The sequence below is a fragment of the Pseudoalteromonas sp. SG45-1 genome (assembly GCF_014164135.1).
Lineage (GTDB): Bacteria > Pseudomonadota > Gammaproteobacteria > Enterobacterales > Alteromonadaceae > Pseudoalteromonas > Pseudoalteromonas distincta.
Map to the genome: position 1 here is coordinate 25,796 of NZ_JACJEP010000027.1, position 22,788 is coordinate 48,583.

The window sequence follows — 22,788 nt, forward strand, 5'->3', positions numbered from 1 at the left end:
AAAAGGCTTCGCAGTGCGAAGCCTTACAAAAAACAATTAACTATTAGCAGGTTATACTAATAGCAGTCAGTTAGTTTGGTATTTTTACCATACTAACTTCACCATCACGGGTGTATAAAATTAGCTTATCGTCGGCAACAACTGGCTCAACAAAAAAGCCTGAGCTGTCAAAGTCTTCTCGAGATACTAGCTCGCCAGTTTCTTTATTTAGCCAATGTAGGTTACCTTCTTGGTCGCCTAAAGCTAAGTGGCTACCTGCAACTGCAGGGCCTGTTAGGTACCAACCACGTAGAGCGGGTTGGCTCCAACGTTCAATACCTGAATTTTTATCTAATGCGTAAATAACACCATCGCTATCTACTAAATAAATTGTTTGTGCATCCATCGCAATTTCGCGGTAGCTGCTGTACTCACGTTTCCAAACTACGTTGCCAGAGCGAATATCTACAGCAGCTAAGTTGCCGTTGTAAGCTATAGCGTAAGCGTATGGACCGCTAATAAGCGGTTGAGTGTCTACGTCAACTAGGCGTTCAAATTCTGATGCGCCTTTAGCAACCGCAATTTCTGCGCTCCATGCTGAGTAACCACTGTCTGAAATTAAAACGCTTAGCTTGCCTGTTTCAAGGCCTACTAATACACCACCGTTAGCAACAGTTGGCGAGCTTTGTCCGCGTAATGTTAGTGGTGGAACTTCTTGTTCAAAACTCCAACGCTCTTCGCCCGTATCTGGGTGAAGGGCTAACAATTTACCAGAGCCTAAATTTACAAATATTAAGCCATCGCCTGCTGTCGGTTTAGACAGTGATTCGCCTGGTACATTCTTACGCCAAACTTCTTCACCGGTTTCGCGATCAAGAGCAATGATAAAGCCGTGTTCAGAACCTATATAAATTTTACCATAGGCTTGCAAAATACCACCTGATAATTTTGCATTACCGTTGTCAGCCCATGGCCAAAACGATAAATCTTGGCGTACATCGGTTTCCCACTTGGTATCGCCGTTAGTAAGCGAAAGCGCTTCTACTTGGCCTTCGCGGCTAGCAACATATACAGTATCTTTGTAAACAGCTGGTGTTAAACGAGAAAAGTAATGCTCTACGCCATCACCTACAGATTCTTGCCAAACAACGTCAGTTTCAAATTGGTTTACAATTTCAGGAAGTACTAGTTCATCTTCATCATCACTTGATGAACAACCCATCAGTGTTGCCATACATAGGGCAAGGGCTGCTGTTGTAAATTTTTTCATGCCTAAAACCTTATGCCGCTGGGCTAGTTACTGCTAGGTCATCTAACTTAATTTGTAATAGTGGGTTACTTGTTAATCCACCCGCATCTATTGCTGCTTGGTATGCAGTACGTGCTTGATCTTTGTTACCTTGCTGTGTGTAAATATCGCCTTTAAGCTCGGCAACGTTTGCATTGAATGCTTCAGGTAATGGTGCATTTAATGTAGTTAATGCATCGTCATATTTAGTTTGTGCAATTTGAATTCGCGCTAAACGTGTAATCGCAATTGCTTTTAATTCTGTATTTTCAGTATTAGACACTATCCAGCTTAGCTTTTCGCTTGCTACATCTAATTTTTTTGCTTCTACAGCGTCTTTTGCAGCAACAAATGCAGCAAGTGTTGCGTAGTTTGTATCTTTATTTTCGCTAATAAACGCATCAGCTGAAGATAATACATCGTCGCTTTCAACAAGCGCTGTATATGAATCTGATGCTTTTTCAGCGGTAGTAATTTGGTTTTGGTTATATGCTTTCCAGCCATATAAGCCACCTAGGCCAACAAGTATGCCTAGTGCAAGGGAAATGCCGTTTTCACGGAAAAAGCGTTTAATGGCTTCTGCTTGTTGTTCTTCTGTTGAATAAATATCCATTCTTACCTCTAATTTTCGCTTAGCCGTTAATAAGCTCAGCTAATAGCGCTTTAGCTTGTTCTAATTCTAATGTGACTTGTTCTTTACGCTCGCGTAAATACTTGATGGTCACAACGCCTTTTTCTAATTCATCTTCACCAATAATCACTGCAACAAGTGCATCGCTTTTATCAGCACGTTTTAATTGTTTTTTAAAGTTGCCGCCGCCCGCATGCACCATAACGCGTAAACCTGGTACGTCTTTACGTAGTTGCGCTGCAATTGCAGGAGCTTGAATGCTTGCTTTGTCGCCCATTGCTGCTAAATATACATCAGCATTACGACGAATGTCACCTACACACTCAAGCGCTTGTAGTAATAACACTAATCGCTCTAGACCCATTGCAAAACCAACTGCTGGCGTTGCTTTGCCGCCAAGCTGTTCAACTAAGCCGTCGTAACGACCACCAGCACATACTGTGCCTTGTGCGCCTAAGCTGTCGGTTACCCATTCAAATACGGTACGGTTGTAGTAGTCTAAACCACGTACTAACTTTTCATTAACCGTATATGAGACGCCAGCAGCGTCTAAACGTTCACATAAATTTTCAAAATGTTCTTTTGATTCAGCGTCTAAGTTTTCAGACAATTTAGGCGCATCAGTTAAAATTGCTTGTACGTCTGGGTTTTTGCTATCAAGTACGCGTAATGGGTTTGAATACATACGACGTTTTGAGTCTTCATCAAGCACATCAATGTGTTGCTCAAGGTAGGCTACTAACGCATCACGGTAATCTGCACGCGCTTCGTTAGAGCCTAAAGAATTTAGCTCTAAACGAACGTGGTCAGTAATACCAAAGGCTTCCCATAGTTGCGCTGTTAATAAAATAACTTCTGCGTCTATGTCGGCTGTGGCAATACCAAATGTTTCTAAACCAAATTGGTGAAACTGACGGTAACGACCTTTTTGCGGACGCTCGTGACGAAACATTGGACCCATGTACCAAAGGCGTTGTTCTTGGTTATATAGTAAGCCATTTTGGTTGCCAGCACGTACGCATACTGCGGTGCCTTCTGGGCGAAGTGTTAATAAGTCGCCATTGCGATCGGCAAAGGTGTACATTTCTTTTTCTACTATATCGGTAACTTCACCAATAGAGCGTTTAAATAAGTCGGTTGATTCTACAATAGGAAAACGAATTTCTTGATAACCGAACGATGCTACTGTCTCGCGTAAAATGCTTTCTACTTTCTGCCAAACTTGTGTATCGCCCGGCAGACAATCGTTCATACCGCGAACTGCCTGAATTTGTTTTGCCACTGATAAATCCTAAATGCTGTTTATGTGTAATAAAAAATGCTTACACAACAAGAATGCTAAAAATTGACCCGCTATTATAGCGTTCTGGTCATAAAGGTAAACGCCAAACACCGCTGTTTGGCGCTTTATACGGTATTTATTCGACTATTTTAATATCGATAGGTGTTTGCTGCTCTTTTTGAGCAATAAAGTCGCGCACGTAGCCTTCGAGCTGGTCAACAATGTTGTTGTTGTCAATACGCGCTTTTTGGCGCTCACCATTAATGTATAAACCTGAGCGACGGTTTGCACCGGCAAGGCCTATATCACTAACGAGTGCTTCACCTGGGCCGTTTACAACACAGCCAATTACCGAAACCGATACAGGCTCAATAATATCTTCAAGGCGCTCTTCTAGCTGGTTCATGGTGCTTACTACATCAAACTCTTGACGAGAACAGCTAGGGCAGGCAATAAAGTTAATACCGCGCGAACGTATGCGCAGCGATTTTAAAATATCAAAACCTACTTTAATTTCTTGAACAGGGTCAGCTGCAAGCGACACTCGCAGTGTATCGCCAATACCTTCGGCAAGTAGCATACCTAAACCTACGGCTGATTTAACCGAGCCAGATCGCATGCCGCCCGCTTCGGTAATACCCAAATGCAGTGGTTGGTCTATTTCTTTAGCGAGTAAGCGATAGGCGCCTACCGCTAAAAATACGTCTGATGCTTTTACCGATATTTTAAATTGGTCAAAATCAAGGCGGCGTAATATATCTACATGGCGAATTGCTGATTCTAATAAGGCTTCAGGTGTAGGCTCGCCATATTTTTCTTGTAAGTCGCGCTCAAGTGAGCCGCCATTTACACCAATACGAATAGGAATGTTATGCTCGCGAGCAGAATCGACCACAGCTCTTATACGCTCTTCGCTACCTATATTACCTGGGTTTATGCGCAGACAATCTACGCCGTACTTTGCCACTTTTAAGGCTATACGGTAATCAAAGTGAATATCGGCTACTAGCGGAATAGTCACTTGTTCTTTAATACTTTTAAACGCTTCAGCTGCGTCCATAGTCGGTACTGATACACGCACTATGTCGGCACCGGCATTTTGTATTGCCTGAATTTGTGCAACGGTTGCATCAACATCCATGGTGTCGGTGTTGGTCATTGATTGCACAGCAATAGGGGCGCCGTCACCAATAGGGACGTTACCTACATTGATACGGGTGGATTTTCTGCGTTTAATTGGGGATTCTGAAAACATAGCGACTACTCTGCTAGTGGTAATGTAAATTTGGCTAAACGGTTTTTAGGAAATGCAGAAACATCTACAGGTTCGCCGTTTAAAGTAATGTCTACAGCGTCATGCTTACCAAGCACAACTGAAAAAGGAGGCGTTCCGCTTACGGTCATAATGTAGCCTGCTTTTTTAACGCCGAATGCTATTTTTTCGCCTTCGCCATCGTAAATTTCAACCCAACTTTCGCCGTTAAAGTTCATAACAATTGTACTGCTAGCATCTTCTTGGCTTTCGTTGTTAGATGTAATAGGAGCCATTTCTGTAACGGCTTCTGAGCTTGTTGATGTTTCAAGCGTATCTTTTGATTCTAATAGTGATTCGTCGTTAATTTCGGCTTGTTGCTGTTGCTGTAAAATACTGGGTTGAGCTGCTTGTCGTTCACTCATTATTGAGTTGGCAACGTTTATTTTACTGGTTTGCTCTTCAATGGGGGTGGCGTTTTGCCAAAACCATAAAGCAGATGAGCCAATAACAATCGCTAAAATTAAATAACTAAAAAACATTAAACGGCTGTCGCTTGCTTCTTTTTCTGTTCGGCGCGAAAAGCTTTGCATATTAGCGGGCTTGGTCGGCTCTGGTGGAGCCGGCATCATTGCTAATATAGGTGCGCTATCGACTTTTAATTCACGGCAATAATTTTTTATATAGCCTTTAACAAAAGTGATAGGGCCTAGTAACGCAAATTCATCATTTTCAAGGCGTTTAATTTGAAGTTCAGACAGCTTTAACGGTGCAGCGATAGTTGCGATGCTAACGTTTGCTTGCTCTCTATGATTTTTTAGTATTTGGCCTACAGTTGGCTGTTCGCTCTGTGTTTGCGTATTTTCTTCATTCATAATGTGTATGAGTCTGGATCCACTAGTAAAAGTCTGTGCCCTGGTTTTAATGCTATATCAGGACTTAATTTATTCCATCGCATTAATTCATCAATTAATACATGCCGCTGGGTAGCTATATCGTAAAGGGAATCACCAGCTTTAATTTCGTAATAAATATTAGGATCGTTTAGGTATATTTTACTTCCATTCATTACCCGATCCGACTCTTTTAAACCATTCCATTGCAGGAGTTTTTGTAGTTTAACATTGTATCGCACCGAAATGCTAAATAGGTTTTCGCCAACAGCAATTACATGAAATGGCACGCGTAAAGGCGATACTTTAGGATTAAGCATTGGAAGCTCAGTTTTTTGCACTGCTTCGTAGCTTTTAAATTCAATATCAGCATTATTTTGATAGTTACTGTTTTCAAAAACGGTTGTGTTTTTAGTCGCTTCGTAGAATACCACGTCGCTACTGTTTTTTTGATTTGTAACTGCAGGTGCAGAATTACTGTAGTTACTAGTTTGCTGCGAATTAAACTGGCCTGTTTTAGGTGCGCCAAACGAGATTATTGTTACCTCGTCATCGGCTTTAGCCGGTTGTTTTGTTGCTATAACTTCTTTTTGAGGTTCTAAAACAGGTTGCGCTTTTTCAGGCGCTGCTACTATAGAATCTGCAGAGTCGTGCTCAGTAGTAAGTGCAAGCATAACAGCCGATGTATCGGTAGGGTTGCTTGGCGCGACGACTTTAGGAGCTTCTTCTTTTTGGGTTGTTACTTGTTTTGCTATTACGGTTGCTTCGTCGGCTTGCGTACTGAGCGTATTTGGCAATGCTTGAGCTTGCTCTTCTCTTGCTATAACTGGATTTACATCTTGGTTATTTGCTGTTGCGAGCTTTTTATCTGTCTTTTGCTCGTTGTTTGTTACCAAGCTTGTTGAACCGTCCTCTGGCGAACGTTTCTTTCTAATAACTTTTATTTTTGGTTTTGAACTAACGTGTGTGCCGCTTGCGTCATTTTTTAGTTCTTTTAACTGCGCTTTACGGTATTTTTCTCGCAGTATTTCAAACTCATTAAAGCGTGTTCTTTTCTCTTTTAACGCATAGGCTTCGTTACTGGTAGAGTAAGTTTGCAAAATAGTGTTGGAAATTTTTTCAGCTTCTTCAATTCTGCCCATTTGGTTTTTTACAAGATAGCTAAGCATTAATGCGCGAGAAGATACTTGACCCGTACTTTCATAGCGTTTTAAAAGTTCACTGGCTTTGTATAAGTCACTTTTTGCGTAATACAGTGCGGCTAAGCTAATTAATGTAGATGTTCGCTGAGAGCTGTGATTAAGTGCCTGTTGAAAGTAGCTTTCTGCATTTTCAAAGTCATCAAATTCAATAGCACACAGGGCTAAATTTTCGTAGCTTTCGGCAACGCGAATATAACTTGGTACTTCAATGGCTTTTAAAAATTGATCAGTTGCACGATCGTATTCATCAATGCCACATAAAAACACACCGTAGTTATTGAGGGTGTTAGGATCGTCTGGCTTGATTTCAAGTGCTTTTTGGTAGGCTTTATCAGCTAGCGGGTTTTCGCCCACTTGTTGGTAATAATAAGCAAGAGAGTAATGTACTTCAGGTAGGTCAGGAGCAAATGCTGCTGCACGTTCTAAATTGTATTTGGCTTGAGAATTATTACCCGTTTTTAAATACTGTAGGGCTAAAGCAATTCGTGTTCGTGCTGCGCCAGTATTATTAACTTTATTTTCGACGACGGGTTTATTACTGCCGTTATAACTACTTTCGCTCACACAGCCACTTAGGGCAAGTGTTGATAGTGTTATAGCAAGTATAGATCGCATTACCTTATCTCTTTATTTTTAGTCCATGTCGCCTATCTTACCTAAAAGCTTTACTCTTGCATCATTTATTTAAAAATAAACAACTTAACAGCCTTATATGGTTTATTCGTATAAGGCTGTTACAGATTATGCTTGGTGGATATTAACGGCAATCGCGTTATCGTCGCGGATTTTCTTTTTAGCTAAACGTTTAGTACGGTCAACTACGTCACCGACTAACTGACCGCAAGCTGCGTCAATATCATCACCGCGAGTACGGCGCACAATACAGGTTACACCTGCAGCTTGTAGTACTTTTGAAAAGCGGTCGATACGGCTATTACTTGAGCGTGTGTACTCGTTACCCGGGAACGGGTTAAACGGAATAAGGTTTACCTTAGACGGTGTGCCTTTTAACGTTTGTACTAATGCATGCGCTTGATCAGTGCTGTCGTTAATGCCATTAAGCATAACGTATTCAACAGTTACGTCTTTATTAGCTTTTGAACCGTCGATATAACGACGACACGCCGCTAAAAACTCTTCAATAGGGTACTTTTTATTAACAGGCACTAAAATATCACGCAGTGCGTTATCGGGTGCGTGAAGAGATATAGCCAGTGCTACGTCAATTTTTTCTTTTAGTAAATCAAGAGCAGGTACAACGCCTGAAGTACTTAATGTTACACGGCGCTTAGATAAACCAAAGCCCCAATCGTCCATCATTAGTTCCATTGCTGGCACTACGTTTTTAAGATTAAGTAAAGGTTCGCCCATACCCATCATTACAACATTAGTCACTGGGCGCTTTTCGCTATGACCATCAAGGCCTATATCTTTAGCTACACGCCAAACTTGGCCAATAATTTCAGATACTTTTAAGTTACGGTTAAAGCCTTGTTGAGCAGTAGAACAAAAAGTACATTCAAGCGCACAACCCACTTGTGATGATACACATAACGTAGCGCGCTCTTTTTCAGGGATCCAAACGGCTTCTACTTCTTGGCCGCCTTCAAGAATAAGCGCGTACTTAATAGTACCGTCGCTTGCTTGTTGGCGAACTGTTATTTCTGGCGCTACAATTTCGCACTCAGCTTTAAGCTTTTCTTTAAGCTTTTTATTTACGTTAGTCATTTCGTCGAAGTTATCTACGCCAAAATGATAAATCCATTTCATCACCTGGTCACTACGAAACGGCTTTTCACCGAACGATGCAAATAGCTCGCGCATTGCATCTCGGTTTAAATCTAATAAGTTAATCTTTTTTTGCTCGGTCATGAAACAACCTCAATCGGTGACGGTGGAGATAAAAATTTACGAGGACGAATTGTACACAATTCACTCACTTTAATCATTAAGTAAAATATCAAAAAATGCACTTATGGATACTTTGCGTAATGACTAAAAAAGGGCCCGAAAGCCCTTTTCATTTTGTTAACGAATTCGAATTAACGAGTACGTGAACAAAGCTCTTCGTCAGCGAAGAAGTACGCGATTTCGCGAGCAGCAGATTCAACAGCATCAGAACCGTGAACAGCGTTTTCGTCGATGCTATCAGCGTAGTCTGCACGTAAAGTGCCAGCTAGTGCTTCAGCAGGGTTAGTAGCACCCATGATTTCACGGTTTTTAAGAACAGCGTTTTCGCCTTCAAGAACTGTAACCATTACTGGACCAGATGTCATGAAAGATACTAAAGCGCCAAAGAAAGGACGTTCGCTATGTTCTGCGTAGAAACCTTCAGCTTTCTCTTGTGAAAGGTGAACCATTTTAGCTGCAACGATTTTAAGGCCAGCAGTTTCGAAACGGTTGTAGATAGCGCCAATGTGGTTTTTAGCAACTGCATCAGGTTTTACGATTGAGAAAGTACGCTCTAAAGCCATCTTTATGCTCCAATAATTTTAAGTAAAAGTGTGAATATTAACGGGCGCGAATTATACGCGTTTTAAGTGAAAAATCCTAATTTTATTAAAAACCAGTTTGATTGCTGTTTTATGATCTCGATCAAATTTAAATTATTAGCCATATTTATACTGCTGCGCTTGTGTTTATGTATTTTTCAATAACACCAATTTCACTGGATTAATGCTTAATTTTTCAATCAAATTGGTAAAACTCATGCAACTGGTTTAAACCCAGTTCGATGTATGGAGCGCACATGTTACCCGTTATTTCTTCAATGCCTTTTATTCCTGAATTATTATGCCCCGCAGGCAGTTTAAAAAACATGCGCTACGCGTTTGCTTATGGCGCAGATGCGGTTTATGCGGGGCAGCCTCGTTATAGTTTGCGTGTGCGCAATAATGAATTTGACTTAGACACGCTGCAAATTGGTATTAGTGAAGCGCATGCGCAAAATAAAAAGTTTTATGTGGTGTCTAATATTGCGCCGCATAACGCGAAAGTAAAATCGTATTTACGTGATATAGAGCCAGTTATTGCGATGCAGCCCGATGCGCTGATTATGTCGGACCCTGGTTTAATTATGCTTGTTCGTGAAAAATGGCCTGCGATGCCCATTCACTTATCAGTACAGGCAAATGCGGTAAATTACGCGAGTGTACAATTTTGGGCAAAGCAGGGAATCGAACGGGTTATTTTATCAAGAGAGCTGTCGCTCGAAGAAATAACCGAAATACGCACACTCTGCTCAGACACCGAACTTGAAGTATTTGTACATGGCGCACTGTGTATGGCGTATTCGGGGCGTTGCTTGCTCTCTGGTTACATAAATAAGCGCGATCCAAATCAAGGCACGTGTACTAATGCATGTCGCTGGGATTACGATGTAAAACCTGGTGTTGAGAACGAAACTGGCGAAATGGTACATAAAATTGACCCCAAACAGATGATTCCTACACTGGGTGAAGGCGCGCCAAGCAACGATGTATTTATTCTAGAGGAACAAGGTCGCCCTGGTGAGTATATGCCTGCGTTTGAGGATGAACACGGCACGTATATTATGAATTCCAAAGATTTACGCGCTGTGCAATACGTAGAGCAGTTAACAAAAATGGGTGTACATAGTTTAAAAATAGAAGGGCGTACTAAGTCATTTTATTATGTGGCGCGCACTGCACAAGTTTATCGTAAAGCAATAGATGATGCGGCTTCTGGTAAACCATTTGATACTAGCTTATTTAAAACATTAGAAAACTTGGCGCATCGTGGTTATACCGAAGGCTTTTTAAAACGCCATGCCCACCAAGATTATCAAAACTATGAATACGGTCACTCTGTATCAACTAAGCAGCAATTTGTGGGTGAAGTACTTGGGCGCTGCGAAAATGGATTAGTTGAAATAGACGTTAAAAATAAATTTTGTACTGGTCACTCTTTAGAGCTTATGACACCACAAGGTAACTTTATTTTTACGCTTGAAGATATGGAAAACAAAAAAGGCGAAAGTATTAGCGATGCTAAAGGCTCCGGTCACATTGTAAAAATCCCGCTAGATAACGGCATTAACTTAGATCACGCTATTTTAATGCGTAATCTTGAGGATCACCAAGATACACGTAATCCATTTAAACAACCTAGTTAGCCTCTTCAGTAACTGCTCAAAGCTATTTTATTACCTTATATAATTTATAGAGTGGAGCTGAGCAGTTATGCCTATGACGCCCTTTACGAAAATTGCCTACCTGCATTCATGTAAATGTCATTTATGAAACCTATATTGCCAGTAATGCTTATTTATAAAATTTAAAAAGTAAATATACTAGCCTTACAAATTTAACACGTGTTGTTAAAGCGCTCAGCACAGATACTCTATTGTTGTTTTTAAAGGAATCATTTTAGTATGTGGATAATTTTTGCATTACTCGCAACTGTTTTTTTTGGTGCTCGAGGGATAATGTACCAATGGACGTCGCAAAAAAAGATTAACCGTAATCTATTATTATTCGGTGTTTTTTTTGTAGGGTTCATAATCAGCGCGTTAGGTACTGTAATATTTGAACATACATGGTACGGCTGGGCAGATATTACGGTTGGGCTTGCTTTAGGCTTTGGATCTTTTGCGGCTAATGGATTTTTGCATAAAGGATTTTCAGTCGGAAAGGCGTCTTTAATTAGTATTCTATCGGGGCTAACGCCTTTATTTGTCCTTTTGTTTGCCTTTTTATTATGGCAAGAAACCTTAACCGTTATTCAATTAATCGGCTTTTTTATTATTTTTGGCGGCCTTTATATTATTCGCTACTCCAGCGATATCTCATTGAGTAACCTACAAGGTGCGCAATGGGGATTACTGGCTGCTCTGTCCTTTGCATTTAATGATTTAATGGGTAAGCAATCAACACTCCTTGAGGCAGATACATTCGCCACTTTAACGTCGATGTTCGGGTTTGGTAGTTTTCTCTTTGCTATTAGTTGGTTAGTAAAGCGCAAAAAAATGTTAGCAGAGCAAGGCGCTTCTCAAGCGTATTGGTCTGCCGGTAAAACATTTTCGTGCGGGTTACTTATTGGTTTAACTAATGTGGCTGGCATGGTTGCAATAATATCGGCTTTTGCTATTGGTAATACAGGGCTAGTTTCAGCGATTTCGGGGATGAACATTTTAATTATTTTGCTCTACTCACGCATCATTCTAAAAGAGTCTTTTACCCGCCAAGAAGTGATAGGATTAGCAACAGCATTTTTAGGTGTAATTGTACTAAGGCTTAGTTTTTAAAAGACGAATGAGCTTAATCACTTTGCTGTAAAAAGTATACACTGCTACATATTAGTAAAGTGTTGCAGTGTATGCTCTATGAGTAAACGCACTCGATAAGGGATTTGTTTTCTGTCGCGATAAAGCATAGAAAATGGCTGCCCTTTGCTTTGCCAATCAGGAAGAATGCGTTTAAGCTTTCCGGCTTTAATAAGTGGTAATGCTATATAATCAGGGATGTAGCTAATACCCACACCAGACTCAACTGCTTGTTTCATCATTTGAATTTCATCAACCTCCAATCGAACATGTGTGTTTGGATTAAAACTGTACTCTTCGCTCGTTGGCTGATTGTTTAATTGCCACGGAACCAACCCAACGCACGCAATTTTTGGGTGCTGCTCTAATTGTTTAGGATGAGTGATGGATTGATAATCATGGTCTGGGTGAGCACAAAGCACATTATGAATAAGTTTAAGCTCTCTAATAACCCAATTATCAATGGCAGGGTTTCTTACTCTAAATGCTATATCAATCGCTTCTTTTTCAATATCAATAAGGTTATTTGAAAAGCGTAAATCTAGTTGAATATCGGGATACTGCAGTAAAAAATCACAAAAAATAGCACTTAAAAAATGTTTACCCATGTAAATGGGGGCACAGATCCTAATTTTCCCTTTAGGTTGGTCTTTTTCATCACAAAGTGCTTGCTCAATACACTCTACTTCCTCAAATAACTTGCGATAGCGGTCGTAATATAACTCGCCAGTATGCGTTAGCGTTACTCGATGGGCATCTCGATTGAGTAGCGTTAATTGAAGAGCTTGCTCTAATAGACGTATTCTGCGGCTTAAGGTTGATAGTGACATATCAAGATTTGCTGATGCTTTTTTAAAGCTACCTAGTTTTACTATGGTGCAAAAGTAACGTAAATCATCGAGAGAATAACTAGCTGCCATCAGAACTACTTTATTGTTTAGGATGTAGGCAATATTAAAAGCGACGCTTTAAAATTTCATTAGAGATTAAAGGGGGGAGAACTGAAATTAGGCAATCAAATTTTATGTGATTTTAATTTAATAACTCTTAAATAAGGTGGACTGGTAAATAACGTAACTCAATCTGTTCATCTAAATAAATTAAAAGTAGTTTTAAATCGTTCTTGTTAGAGCCGTTGAAAGTAGATTTACAAATAGTGATTTACATCGAGTGCTCTATATAAATTCGCTTAATTAAGTGATCATTTTTATAAGTCGTCTTTTTTGATGAATCCCTAAAAAATAATTAGAGGCTCTACACAAAAATAGAGCCTCATTTTTATAATTTAGAAGCGATAACTGGCACCTAAATAAACAGTACGGCCATTAACCGTCGTATTGTATAAACGATCATTAGAGTCTGAATATTGCTCTTCTCGTTCATTAGTCAAATTACTGGCTTCTATAGTGAGCTTTAGCTTTTCATTAACCTGATAAAAGGCGGATGCATCTATGTATGTACTGGCATGAAAACCGTTTTCGTCTTCATCGCCGTTACCCGCTTGTACCGCTGCAATATAGTCACTTCTATAAGCGGCTGCAACACGTGCGCCCCATGAGTCAGAATCGTAATATACTGTAAAGTTACCAGAGTGTTCTGAAAGTCCTGGGAACGATTTATATTGATCAACACCTGAGTTACCCACATTACGGTACAGCGCTTCACCATCAGCAAAGGTATAATTCGCAATAACACCTAAGTTATTAAAAGGAGCAGGTAAAAAGTCGAGATCTCGTTGAAAGGCCAGTTCCCAGCCACTAATATCACTTTCATCTAAATTTTGTGGTTGAATAACGGTAAAAACAGTACTTGCTGTTTGTGGGTTGCCGTTTTCGTCTACGTCGCCTAATAAACTAACTGGGTAGCCAGTCTGGCTGTATGGAATGTCATATGTTTCGGTGATAATGAAATTATCAATAGATTTATGGAAGTAACTTACGGCTGCATACCCTATATTTTCAAAGTAATATTCAACTGAAAAGTCTAAATTAACTGATTCATAAGGTTTAAGGTTTGGGTTTCCTGAACTGATACTTAGGCCATTGGTTGATGTGGCATCATTTTGTACCACACCTGTTGGCACTAATGCAGCGAGTGAAGGGCGGGTGAGATTTTCGCCGTAACTTGCACGTAGCACTAAACTGTTATTACTATCCCACACTAAATTTATAGCGGGTAGTAACCCTGAATAGGTATTTTCAACGTCAACTACTTCTCCATTTATTAACCCTATAGCATTGGTAGTCGTATCGTAATGACGCACGCCCGCATTACCCATTAAGTAACCTGAGCCTAGCTCCCATTCAGCTTCGTACTGCAAATAAGCGCCAAAGGTTTTTTCTTGTACGTTATCGGTAAAATCAGGGTTATCTAAGTTAGGGTCGATATTCATACTCGCTAGAGTGCCTAGTACATCAACACTTACCCATTGTTGTTTATTGTGTGCGGTATTGGTAAATGTAAGGCTTGAATCTACCGTGTCATCCAGTACGCCATCTTCCCAATCACTGCGATTAATATTATCAGATTTACTTTCACCGTTTTCACTTTCAAACTTTTTATTAGATACACCAAACTTTATATTTGAAGCATTGTTTAGTGTGTAATTAAAATCTAATTTCATAGAGTCGAATGTATTAGTTATTTCTTCTTCAGATATATCAATTTCGTGATAACGAAATAAACTACTGTCTGTAGGCTCAAACCCGTATGTGTTTTCACCATAATAAGCATCTTGGCGGTAATCAATTGTTTCATCGCCAAATGTTTCTAGATAAACTTTAACACTCCCTGTATTAAATTTGGTTTCTGAGCGCCCCACGAGAGCGGTCATATTTAAATCGTTTGTAATTTGCCAGTCACTTTTTAATACAAATTGACTTATTTTAGTGTCTGCATATTGGCTGCGGCTTTCTGAGTGTATTGCGGCGTCTTCGTATACTGAGTAAATAGCGTCGTTATTTTCATTTATTTCAAGAGTTGTTAGCTTTGAGCATATTTGCTCGTTGTTATAAGCCGGTCCAGTACAACCAATAGCTGTTGAACTAGAACCTCTATTTTGTAAGTGGTATTCACTGCGGTCATTATTCAGTTCACCATATAGAGCGTCAAAACTAAATTCAAGGTTATTACTTGGGCGATACTGCAGGGCAAGTGTTGTCCCTAGGCGCTCTTGTTCGTTTTCAAATAATGAATAGCGGCTACCACGTGAAAAGCTCACTTCTTCGTTGTTAATTTTATCTTGTAATTCATCTGATAGTTCAGATATATCTGAGCCTGATGCATTTTTTTTGCGCCAGCGATAAGTATTGTAACCTTGCTCATTTACATCACGTTTGCTGTATGCAATTGAAAATAATGCACCAAGTTTATCATCCCATGTATTTGAGATAAGCGCTGCAACTCGTGGGCTAACATCATCGGTTTGTGAGTTGTCGCCAAGTTGACCTGATAGAGCAGTATTAAAACCATCAAAATCAAATGGTTTAGCTGTATGAAGCCCAACAGTGCCGCCTATGCCGCCTTCATCCATTTCGGCTGAAAATGATTTTTTCACATCAACGCGTTGAAATAACTCAGAAGCAAATATATTAAAATCAAAAGCGCGAGAGCGACTTACGGAACCTCGGCTATCCATTGCTGAAGACGATGTACCTAAAGCTTCCATACCGTTGAGTTGTACTTGTGTAAAGTTTGGACCCAAGCCTCGTAACGAAATTTGTCGGCCTTCGCCGCCCTCTCGAGTTATGGCAATGCCAGGTACACGTTGTAGTGAGTCTGCTAGATTTAGATCGGGAAAATCTGCAATATCTTCAGCCACAATAGAATCTTGTGCGCCCACAGCATTTCGTTTTAAATCTTTTGCTTTTAACAAACTGTTGCGATAACCCTGTACAACAATTTCTTCCACTTCTGTTTGCGCAGATTGTTCTGCATACACATAATTAGACGCGCCTAATGAACTCATTATAGCCGTTGCTAAAAGCGTACGAGATGGTTTGTTCAACATGATGCTTCCTTGGTTTTTAATTTAAAGTTGATTATTAATAAAAGGGTTTGTGCGCACTAAATGACCTTCGTCAAATTGCACCACATAGTTAAAGCGCGCCTGCTGTGGCGAGCCGGGTATAAAATCGGTTGAAATTACTTGTGCGCCGCTATTTTTTGCAGCATTAAACTGCATTGTTCGTTGCGAATTAGTGGCACTTAAATTTGCATCTGCGCGGGTACGCACCATGAAGCCTTTTAATACAAGTTGCTGAATTTTATAAAAGTCGCGTATAGGGTTGTTCACAATCATAAAAGCAGCTTCGGGGTGGTTTTCATCATAATGGGCAAACATGCTAGCCCCTTTTAACGAAGGCCTATTTTGTTTATAAAGTGCGGATTGTTGTGTATTGCCATCAAATAAGAATATGAACTTACCTGCTAAGGCACGTGTACTTGGCCACCCAAACTTAATGACTGTTTGGTTTAAAGATAATGGCGTTTTGCGTAAATCATCTGGCGTGAATAATAAGTTAGGTAACGATTTTTGAATTACTTCATCGAGTAAATAATAATCTTTCGGTGTAAATTTAAGTGGCTGGGTTCCTAAAATTAAATCAGAGCGTGTTTCTTTTACATTGAGCATTACAACAATTGGAAAGTGCTGCGGATTTGCCTCTGACCATGCTTTCAATGTATTCAAACAGCCACTAAACAACACACAATGGCTTTGCACATCAATGTCGGGAATGTGCATTACTTTAAATTTAGGAGTAGCTAATTGCTTTTTTTCTAACTCATTAAACAAAGGCGTTGTTGCAAAAGTATTAGCCCAAGGTTTTATGTATAAACCCCCATTAGGGTCTTTTAAAACGTCAATTTCTAAATGGCGAACACCGCTATTTAACTGTTTAATAATAGATGAATGACCGTAATCAATACGGGCCATTAGCTTGGGGCTTAAATCATTTAATTTATGTTTAACGCTTACGTTTAATGTTTTTTTATAGCTGTTATGTGAGCCAATCATTTGCAGGGTGTTTAATGGCTTAGCGCTAACACTGCTTACATAACCTGCAAAAATAATAAAAATAAAAAATGGCATAGCACGTCTCAATTGTTGAGTTTGCTATCTAAGAGCGAGCATTTATAAATTAGGGGACACAAAAATATGCATTTAATAAAAGTTTCATAATAGAAAAGCATGTTTATAAAATTTTATGTCCCCTTTTATCCATTACCTCGCTCTAAATAATGAGTGAAATAAAAACGGGATAAAGCCATCATGATTAGAGTCAAAGTACTATGGTTAGCACTATGGATTGGGTTATGTATTACATGCAAAGTAAGTGCTATTGAGTACTTTGAGGTTAAAAGTGCGTCGCAGATGGAGACGGTTAAAGTGGCATTTTTAGCTGATATTCATCTACATGATATTTTTGCTAATTTACATGACGTAGATAATATAGAACTACCAAAGGACGTTACCTCAAAGCAACCATTACTAGTGCGTAGTATGCTTGCCCAGCTTCATTCAACACGTCTTTTTAATGAAAATTATTTTGTTTTTTTACATGTATTAGATGAATTAGCCGAAAAAAAAATAAAACTAGTCGCCTTACCTGGCGATTTTACTGATGATGGTCAACCTATTAATGTGCGGGCACTGGCGCGTATTTTAGGTCATTATGAAAAGAAATATGGAATGCGTTTCTTTGCCATACCGGGTAATCACGATCCCGTAAAACCATATACAACACCGGCAGGTAAAGCGGACTTCTTAACGGCTCAAGGTAAAGAGTTTGGCGTTTATAGTTATCAACATGAAAAGTGTATGGCTAAGCTGGAAGTATGTGATGATGGTTTAAAAAACTGGGGATACGCTGAAATACTAAGCACACTCAATGACTTTGGATTTAGCAAACATAAAGGTGATGTGCTATATGAAACGCCTTATAAAAACCGAGAGTTTATATGGTGTAACCCCAATAACAAAAAACACTGTATCACCATGCCCGATGCGAGTTATTTAGTTGAGCCTATAAAAGGGGTTTGGTTAATGGCAATTGATGCCAATGTTTATGCACCGCAATGGCAAAACTCACCGCTCACTTTTAAAGGGTCGTCTGGTGCTGGCTATAATGCTTTAATTGATGCAAAGCCTCTATTGTTAAAGTGGATAAAAACGGTTGTAAAAAGAGCCAAAACGCAAAATAAAACACTGGTTGCATTTAGTCACTTTCCAATGGGGGAGTTTTACGACAATGCAAATGACGAATTACATAAAGTGTTTAGCCGTGGTCATTTTTCTCTACCAAGAGTGCCAACACCACGTACAGCAAAAATACTGGCAGATACAGGGTTAACGCTCCATTTTGCAGGGCATATGCATTTAAATGATACGGCGCTGATAACCAGTAATCAGCACTCCCAGTTAGTTAATGTGCAAGTGCCAAGTTTAGCGGCTTACAAAGCGGCCTATAAAGTTGTAGAGCTAAATTTAGCTAAGCAAACCGCGCTTATTAGTACTCATACATTAGACGATGTGCCGGGTTTTAATAACTTATTTAGTTTATATGAAAAGGAATGGCAGTATCGTAACTTGCATAATCTTAGTAATTTTGACCGCACTATTTTGAACTCAAAGAGTTATGGTGATTTTACCAAGCAACATTTATTTGGGCTGATTAAACAGCGTTTTTTAAAACGCGATTGGCCTAAAAATTTAGTGGCATGGTTAAATGACAATCATCATTTAGCCGATTGGTTTACAAATATGCAATGTTTAAATGAAGCACCGCCTAATTTGCTCTCTCAGCTTGAAGCTGTATCGACAAAAGAATGGCTTCAAGATTTTTATTTATTAAGAAATGGTGATGTAACAGCAGATATAACACCTCAAAAGCGTCTTACTTATCAACAACTAAATACTTTTTTAGCACAATCGACATGTAAAACAGATACGCAAATACAGCAATACTTAGCCCTGTTAATAAAAGTAATGGCAAAATTTAGTCAACATACCCAGGGGGAGAATTTCCGCGTTGATTTAAAAACAGGAAAAATCATTTAATACTGATAACTCAACCCTAAGTAAAAGGTACGTCCACTTGTGGTTGAGTTGTAAGCTCTGAGGGTTGAATTACTGTATTGTTGCTCTTGTTCATTACTGAGATTAAATGCGCTAAATTTAAGTTTCCAATAATTAGAAAAATAATAATTTACACTTGCATCCCAATAGATAGTCGGCATAAATCCGGTTTCGTTTTCATCGAGTAAAAGGCTGCCAGCACGCACTAAATATTTATCTCTAAAAATAGCGCCGAGTTTAAAATTGAATTTAGGGTGGTCGTAAAAAATCATACTTGATGCGGTAATTTTAGATAAAAAAGGCAGGTTTTTTTTAAATAAAGCAGTGCCACTATTTGAGTTGTAATAGGTGACTTTACCTTTATTATAAGCCGCTTGTATATTAATGCCCCAATCAGAATTATGTATTAAGTAGTTTAAACTTACCTCGGCTCCCCACTGATAGCCCGTTTCTGCATTACTTAACCAAAGTAATTGACTATCGGAGGTTGTAGGCGGCGAATCTTCAAATAAAGGCGCTTGTGTTGTGACTATGTAATCCTCTAGATCTTTATAAAAAAGTGATATGTTAAACGAACTGCGACTACTAAAATCAGCCTCTAAGGAAATATCGCTATTATAAGATAAGTAAGGTTTTAGATTTGAGTTAAATATGTATTTTGTACTATTGGGGGTATCGTTTGAGCCATCAAAATTGAGTGAATTTAGTAATGGTTTTGAATAGTTTTTAGAAAGTCCTGCACGAAATCGCCAATTATCGTTAATAAAATATGACCCATTAAAAGTTGGAAGCCATAAACTATACAAAATCGGAGAGTAAGGCGCTTGAGTGTAAGATGTTATAGATTCTGATTGGTAACGTACACCTATATGAGCCTCCCATTTTTCTTGCTCTGTACTTAATAGAGTATAAGCACCTCTGCTATATTCCTTTATGTGTTCAGCTTTAGTCGTGATTAAAAAATTATTGGCTTGTACATTAAATGGGTCAATGCCATAAAGCTTAAGTGCCTCATTAGTGTTTATTTTTAACCACTGCTGTTTTTTATGTGCATTTTGCGATGAAACATACGATGCAGGAAGGTCAATTAATTGTTGTGGTGTATCGGATATTTCATTAAAAAAAATATCGTTTTGCTGTGCGTTATTCATTTTATTTTCAAACAGAGTCCAGTCAGCCCCAAATTGAAGAGTTATTAAACTATTAACGTCATATTGAAAATCTAATTTTGCGAAGGTGTACTCACTATTTGAATTGTATTGCTCTATATCACCATGATGCATTTGCCACATCGTCGGATTTTTCAAGTTTTCGCTGTACTTAATATCTGCATAAAATGGCGTTTTACGATAATCAATTGTAACGTCACTTATACCTTGGGTATAAATTTTATTGCTGTAAGGAATGTCATACTTTGAGCGCTCGTTTCCTAATATGGCGTTTATTTTCCAATTTTTATCTAGTTGCTGGGAAAATGACAGCACGCCTTGCTGATATGCCGTATTTATTTTTTGAGTTCGGCTTTCGGTTGCCACGCGTGCATTTTCATAACGTGCATACTCAAGCTCATTATTTTCATTAGCTTGAATGTCTTTAATTGTTGTTAGCCCTTTAATTATAGGCGTTGACTGATCCCCTCTAGGGTATAAATGATATTCATGCCGCTCTCCTTTTAAAAAACCTGAGAGCATATCAAAATCAAAATGCGTGGTTTCGTTTTTATACTCTACAGATAGGTTTGCCCCAAATCGCTGCTGGGTTGCTTGCCATACCGAGTAGCGATTACCGCGAGGGATTATATAATCGCCTTGAGTTAAATGCTGAGCTTGTGATTGAGTTAACGCCGAGAGATCAGCGCCTTCTATGGCAATATTTCGCCAGCGAAATGTATTAGCGCCTTGCTCTAACGATTCTCTGTTTGTGTACGCAACGCTTGCAAGTACCCCCCAATTATTCCACGTGTTAGAAATTAAGCTTGAATAGCGTTTTGCGCCTGTACCCACATAGTCGTTGTAGCCGACTTCTGGTGTAATAATAAATTTAAATCCTTCATTATCTAAGGGGTTTATAGTTTGCAGTGCCATAGTGCCAGATATTCCACCTGCAATTTTGTCGGCAGAATAGGCTTTAATTACATGAATTTGTTTAAATAGTTCGGCAGGTAAAATATTGAAGTCGAAAGAACGATCGCGCTGTTTTTGCACTCGACTATCCATTGGTGAATCATTATTTGCCAATACAGGCATACCGTTGAGTGTTACCAAACTAAAATCAGGATAACTGCCACGTATTGATACTTGGCGACCTTCGCCTGCTTCGCGAGTAATGGCTACACCCGGAATATACTGTAAGGCTTCAGCCAAGTTAGTATTGGGAATGTCGGTAATATCTTGTGCAGAAATGGCTTCGCTAATCGTTTTATTATTGTGTTTTAAGTTTCGTGAGCGAGCCAACGAATAGCGGATACCCTTTACTGTTATTTCTTCAAGTGTTTCTTTATTGGTCGTTATTTTTTGTTGAAAAATAACAAAACCCTTGTCTTGAATTTTATATGTTAACTCGCTGCCTATTAATAAAAAATCTAGTGCTTGAGCAAGTGTATGATCGCCAATTAAGGTGGATGTAGTTTTGTCGTCGATAAGGGAAGGGTTACTACTAAAAGAGACTGCATATGCATTTGCTACTTCTCTTAAGCTGTCACTGAGAGAACCGGCAGGTATATAAACAAACGTATGTATGTTTTTTGCGGCACTTGGCATTGCTGTTAAGCAACTAACAGCAATAAAAAAGTACACTAAAATACGTTTATCTAATGTACATACATGTTTTAGCATAAGAGTTTAATCAACATACTTCATTTAAGGTCGCGTTAAATGAAGTTCGTTGCTCTTTTTTTCTACATTCCAGTTGTAAGTAGATGCTATTAGCATAAGGCTTCGTTGCGGCGTTTCGAGATTAAATCGTCCGCTAATTAAAGTATTATTTAGTGCGTTATCTACTTTAATTACCATAGGGCTATAACGCTGCAATTGCTTAATAACAGTGGTTAGAGGTTCTTTTTTTGCATCAATCCAACCCATTCGCCAAGCAGGGAGTTGTGTCAACTGCTGGCTATAATCTACAGCTATATGTCCATTTTTTATAACAGCTTGTTGAGAGGGAGTTAATATCACTTTATCTAAGGCCGAGACTTCTACCCTGCCTTCGTACACTGTTACCACTACTTCATCCTTATTGCGCTCTACATCAAAAGAAGTACCTAGTACTTTAATGCTTGCTTGTCCGGAATTTATTATAAATGGCCGTGTTTTATCTTTGGCTACATCAAAAAAAACCTGTCCTTTTTTTAATTCGATTTGCCTAGAGTGTGGTAGTAAGTGCGCAGTCAACTCACTATCTGCATTTAAGTGTAAATATGAACCGTCATCTAATAACTTAGATACACGTTTGCCTAAACGTGCTTCTAAAAGCTGAGGTAGGTTAGTTTCAACTGCTGTTTTTGCAATAGGTGTTGGTGTAAACGCTTGTTGAGATATAGAAAGCCAGTACACTGCAAAAGCAATAGCGCTAAAACTAGCTGCTAAGGCGAGCATAGGGAAAGCCCTAGAACGTTTAGCATTAGGCGTAATTATTGGAGTCGGTAAACTATATTGTTTAGTGTAAATGTGTAGAGCCTGTTTAACAGCAGGATCGCCAAATACATTGGCTATTTTCTCAAATGCAGCCTTATTTTCTGTGCATTTTAACCAAAGCGATAGTTCTTTACGGTCATGATCATTTAAATCATTAATCCGATCTACCCAATCTGCTGCCTGTTCTAAGCGTTGTTCGTTCATTAAAAAACCTAACCTGCGTTGATTAAATATAAAGAGCGTAAAAGTGTAATAAAGGGGACATTT

The 22,788-nt window shown here is 39.1% G+C and carries 16 protein-coding genes; 3 read left to right on the forward strand and 13 right to left on the reverse strand.

Annotated elements, in window-relative coordinates:
• Positions 1-70: 70 nt before the first annotated feature.
• The 8 genes from bamB to ndk all read right to left on the reverse strand — a co-directional run bounded on the left by bamB (position 71) and on the right by ndk (position 9,001).
• Positions 71-1,249, reverse strand: coding sequence for an outer membrane protein assembly factor BamB (gene bamB / locus H5117_RS17435; protein WP_002961301.1), 1,179 nt, complete (start codon positions 1,247-1,249; stop codon positions 71-73).
• Between the two features lie 10 nt (positions 1,250-1,259).
• Entirely contained in the window at positions 1,260-1,880 is a 621-nt protein-coding gene (locus H5117_RS17440; protein ID WP_182738768.1) for a tetratricopeptide repeat protein, read from the reverse strand.
• Positions 1,881-1,899: 19 nt separating this feature from the next.
• Entirely contained in the window at positions 1,900-3,180 is a 1,281-nt protein-coding gene (gene hisS, locus H5117_RS17445; RefSeq protein ID WP_008168943.1) for a histidine--tRNA ligase, read from the reverse strand.
• Between the two features lie 136 nt (positions 3,181-3,316).
• A complete protein-coding gene (gene ispG, locus H5117_RS17450) occupies positions 3,317-4,435 on the reverse strand; it encodes a flavodoxin-dependent (E)-4-hydroxy-3-methylbut-2-enyl-diphosphate synthase (RefSeq protein ID WP_182738769.1) in 1,119 nt (372 codons plus the stop codon).
• Positions 4,436-4,440: 5 nt separating this feature from the next.
• Complete coding sequence (locus H5117_RS17455; protein ID WP_182738770.1) at positions 4,441-5,307, reverse strand: RodZ domain-containing protein; 867 nt, start codon at positions 5,305-5,307, stop codon at positions 4,441-4,443.
• Positions 5,304-7,142 (reverse strand): type IV pilus biogenesis/stability protein PilW, encoded by a 1,839-nt coding sequence (gene pilW / locus H5117_RS17460; RefSeq protein ID WP_182738771.1) that lies wholly within the window; start codon positions 7,140-7,142, stop codon positions 5,304-5,306. The genes H5117_RS17455 and pilW overlap by 4 nt, the downstream gene beginning before the upstream one ends.
• Before the next feature lie 126 nt (positions 7,143-7,268).
• A complete protein-coding gene (locus H5117_RS17465; RefSeq protein ID WP_002961289.1) occupies positions 7,269-8,399 on the reverse strand; it encodes a bifunctional tRNA (adenosine(37)-C2)-methyltransferase TrmG/ribosomal RNA large subunit methyltransferase RlmN in 1,131 nt (376 codons plus the stop codon).
• Positions 8,400-8,569: 170 nt separating this feature from the next.
• The gene (ndk, locus tag H5117_RS17470) at positions 8,570-9,001 is read right to left on the reverse strand and encodes a nucleoside-diphosphate kinase (protein ID WP_002961288.1); all 432 of its coding nucleotides are present in this window, start codon (positions 8,999-9,001) and stop codon (positions 8,570-8,572) included.
• A 275-nt stretch (positions 9,002-9,276) separates the two neighbouring features.
• On the opposite strand from ndk, the gene yegQ reads away from it, so the two are divergent.
• Together yegQ and H5117_RS17480 are read left to right on the forward strand one after the other, a co-directional pair.
• Positions 9,277-10,662 (forward strand): tRNA 5-hydroxyuridine modification protein YegQ, encoded by a 1,386-nt coding sequence (gene yegQ, locus H5117_RS17475; protein WP_182738772.1) that lies wholly within the window; start codon positions 9,277-9,279, stop codon positions 10,660-10,662.
• A 258-nt stretch (positions 10,663-10,920) separates the two neighbouring features.
• The gene (locus tag H5117_RS17480; protein WP_182738773.1) at positions 10,921-11,793 is read left to right on the forward strand and encodes a DMT family transporter; all 873 of its coding nucleotides are present in this window, start codon (positions 10,921-10,923) and stop codon (positions 11,791-11,793) included.
• Positions 11,794-11,837: 44 nt separating this feature from the next.
• Here the strand turns inward: H5117_RS17480 and H5117_RS17485 are convergent, their stop codons facing one another.
• The 3 genes from H5117_RS17485 to H5117_RS17495 form a co-directional block, all read right to left on the reverse strand.
• Positions 11,838-12,731, reverse strand: coding sequence for a LysR family transcriptional regulator (locus tag H5117_RS17485; RefSeq protein ID WP_182738774.1), 894 nt, complete (start codon positions 12,729-12,731; stop codon positions 11,838-11,840).
• A 365-nt stretch (positions 12,732-13,096) separates the two neighbouring features.
• Positions 13,097-15,820: a TonB-dependent receptor gene (locus H5117_RS17490; protein ID WP_182738775.1), complete on the reverse strand. Its 2,724-nt coding sequence runs from the start codon at positions 15,818-15,820 to the stop codon at positions 13,097-13,099.
• Between the two features lie 21 nt (positions 15,821-15,841).
• Positions 15,842-16,903: a Ca2+-dependent phosphoinositide-specific phospholipase C gene (locus H5117_RS17495; protein ID WP_182738776.1), complete on the reverse strand. Its 1,062-nt coding sequence runs from the start codon at positions 16,901-16,903 to the stop codon at positions 15,842-15,844.
• A 180-nt stretch (positions 16,904-17,083) separates the two neighbouring features.
• Between H5117_RS17495 and H5117_RS17500 the strand changes: the two genes are divergently transcribed.
• Entirely contained in the window at positions 17,084-18,871 is a 1,788-nt protein-coding gene (locus H5117_RS17500; RefSeq protein ID WP_182738777.1) for a metallophosphoesterase, read from the forward strand.
• Here H5117_RS17500 and H5117_RS17505 read toward each other — a convergent pair.
• Entirely contained in the window at positions 18,868-21,723 is a 2,856-nt protein-coding gene (locus H5117_RS17505; RefSeq protein ID WP_182738778.1) for a TonB-dependent receptor, read from the reverse strand. The genes H5117_RS17500 and H5117_RS17505 overlap by 4 nt on opposite strands.
• 24 nt (positions 21,724-21,747) lie before the next feature.
• Complete coding sequence (locus H5117_RS17510; RefSeq protein ID WP_182738779.1) at positions 21,748-22,725, reverse strand: FecR family protein; 978 nt, start codon at positions 22,723-22,725, stop codon at positions 21,748-21,750.
• Positions 22,726-22,788 lie beyond the last annotated feature (63 nt).

Coding starts and splice junctions, on each gene's coding strand:
- bamB (WP_002961301.1), bottom strand. CDS start 1,249: ATGAAAAAATTTACAACAGCAGCCCTTGCCCTATGTATGGCAACACTG.
- H5117_RS17440 (WP_182738768.1), bottom strand. CDS start 1,880: ATGGATATTTATTCAACAGAAGAACAACAAGCAGAAGCCATTAAACGC.
- ispG (WP_182738769.1), bottom strand. CDS start 4,435: ATGTTTTCAGAATCCCCAATTAAACGCAGAAAATCCACCCGTATCAAT.
- H5117_RS17455 (WP_182738770.1), bottom strand. CDS start 5,307: ATGAATGAAGAAAATACGCAAACACAGAGCGAACAGCCAACTGTAGGC.
- pilW (WP_182738771.1), bottom strand. CDS start 7,142: ATGCGATCTATACTTGCTATAACACTATCAACACTTGCCCTAAGTGGC.
- H5117_RS17465 (WP_002961289.1), bottom strand. CDS start 8,399: ATGACCGAGCAAAAAAAGATTAACTTATTAGATTTAAACCGAGATGCA.
- ndk (WP_002961288.1), bottom strand. CDS start 9,001: ATGGCTTTAGAGCGTACTTTCTCAATCGTAAAACCTGATGCAGTTGCT.
- yegQ (WP_182738772.1), top strand. CDS start 9,277: ATGTTACCCGTTATTTCTTCAATGCCTTTTATTCCTGAATTATTATGC.
- H5117_RS17480 (WP_182738773.1), top strand. CDS start 10,921: ATGTGGATAATTTTTGCATTACTCGCAACTGTTTTTTTTGGTGCTCGA.
- H5117_RS17485 (WP_182738774.1), bottom strand. CDS start 12,731: ATGGCAGCTAGTTATTCTCTCGATGATTTACGTTACTTTTGCACCATA.
- H5117_RS17490 (WP_182738775.1), bottom strand. CDS start 15,820: ATGTTGAACAAACCATCTCGTACGCTTTTAGCAACGGCTATAATGAGT.
- H5117_RS17495 (WP_182738776.1), bottom strand. CDS start 16,903: ATGCCATTTTTTATTTTTATTATTTTTGCAGGTTATGTAAGCAGTGTT.
- H5117_RS17500 (WP_182738777.1), top strand. CDS start 17,084: ATGATTAGAGTCAAAGTACTATGGTTAGCACTATGGATTGGGTTATGT.
- H5117_RS17505 (WP_182738778.1), bottom strand. CDS start 21,723: ATGCTAAAACATGTATGTACATTAGATAAACGTATTTTAGTGTACTTT.
- H5117_RS17510 (WP_182738779.1), bottom strand. CDS start 22,725: ATGAACGAACAACGCTTAGAACAGGCAGCAGATTGGGTAGATCGGATT.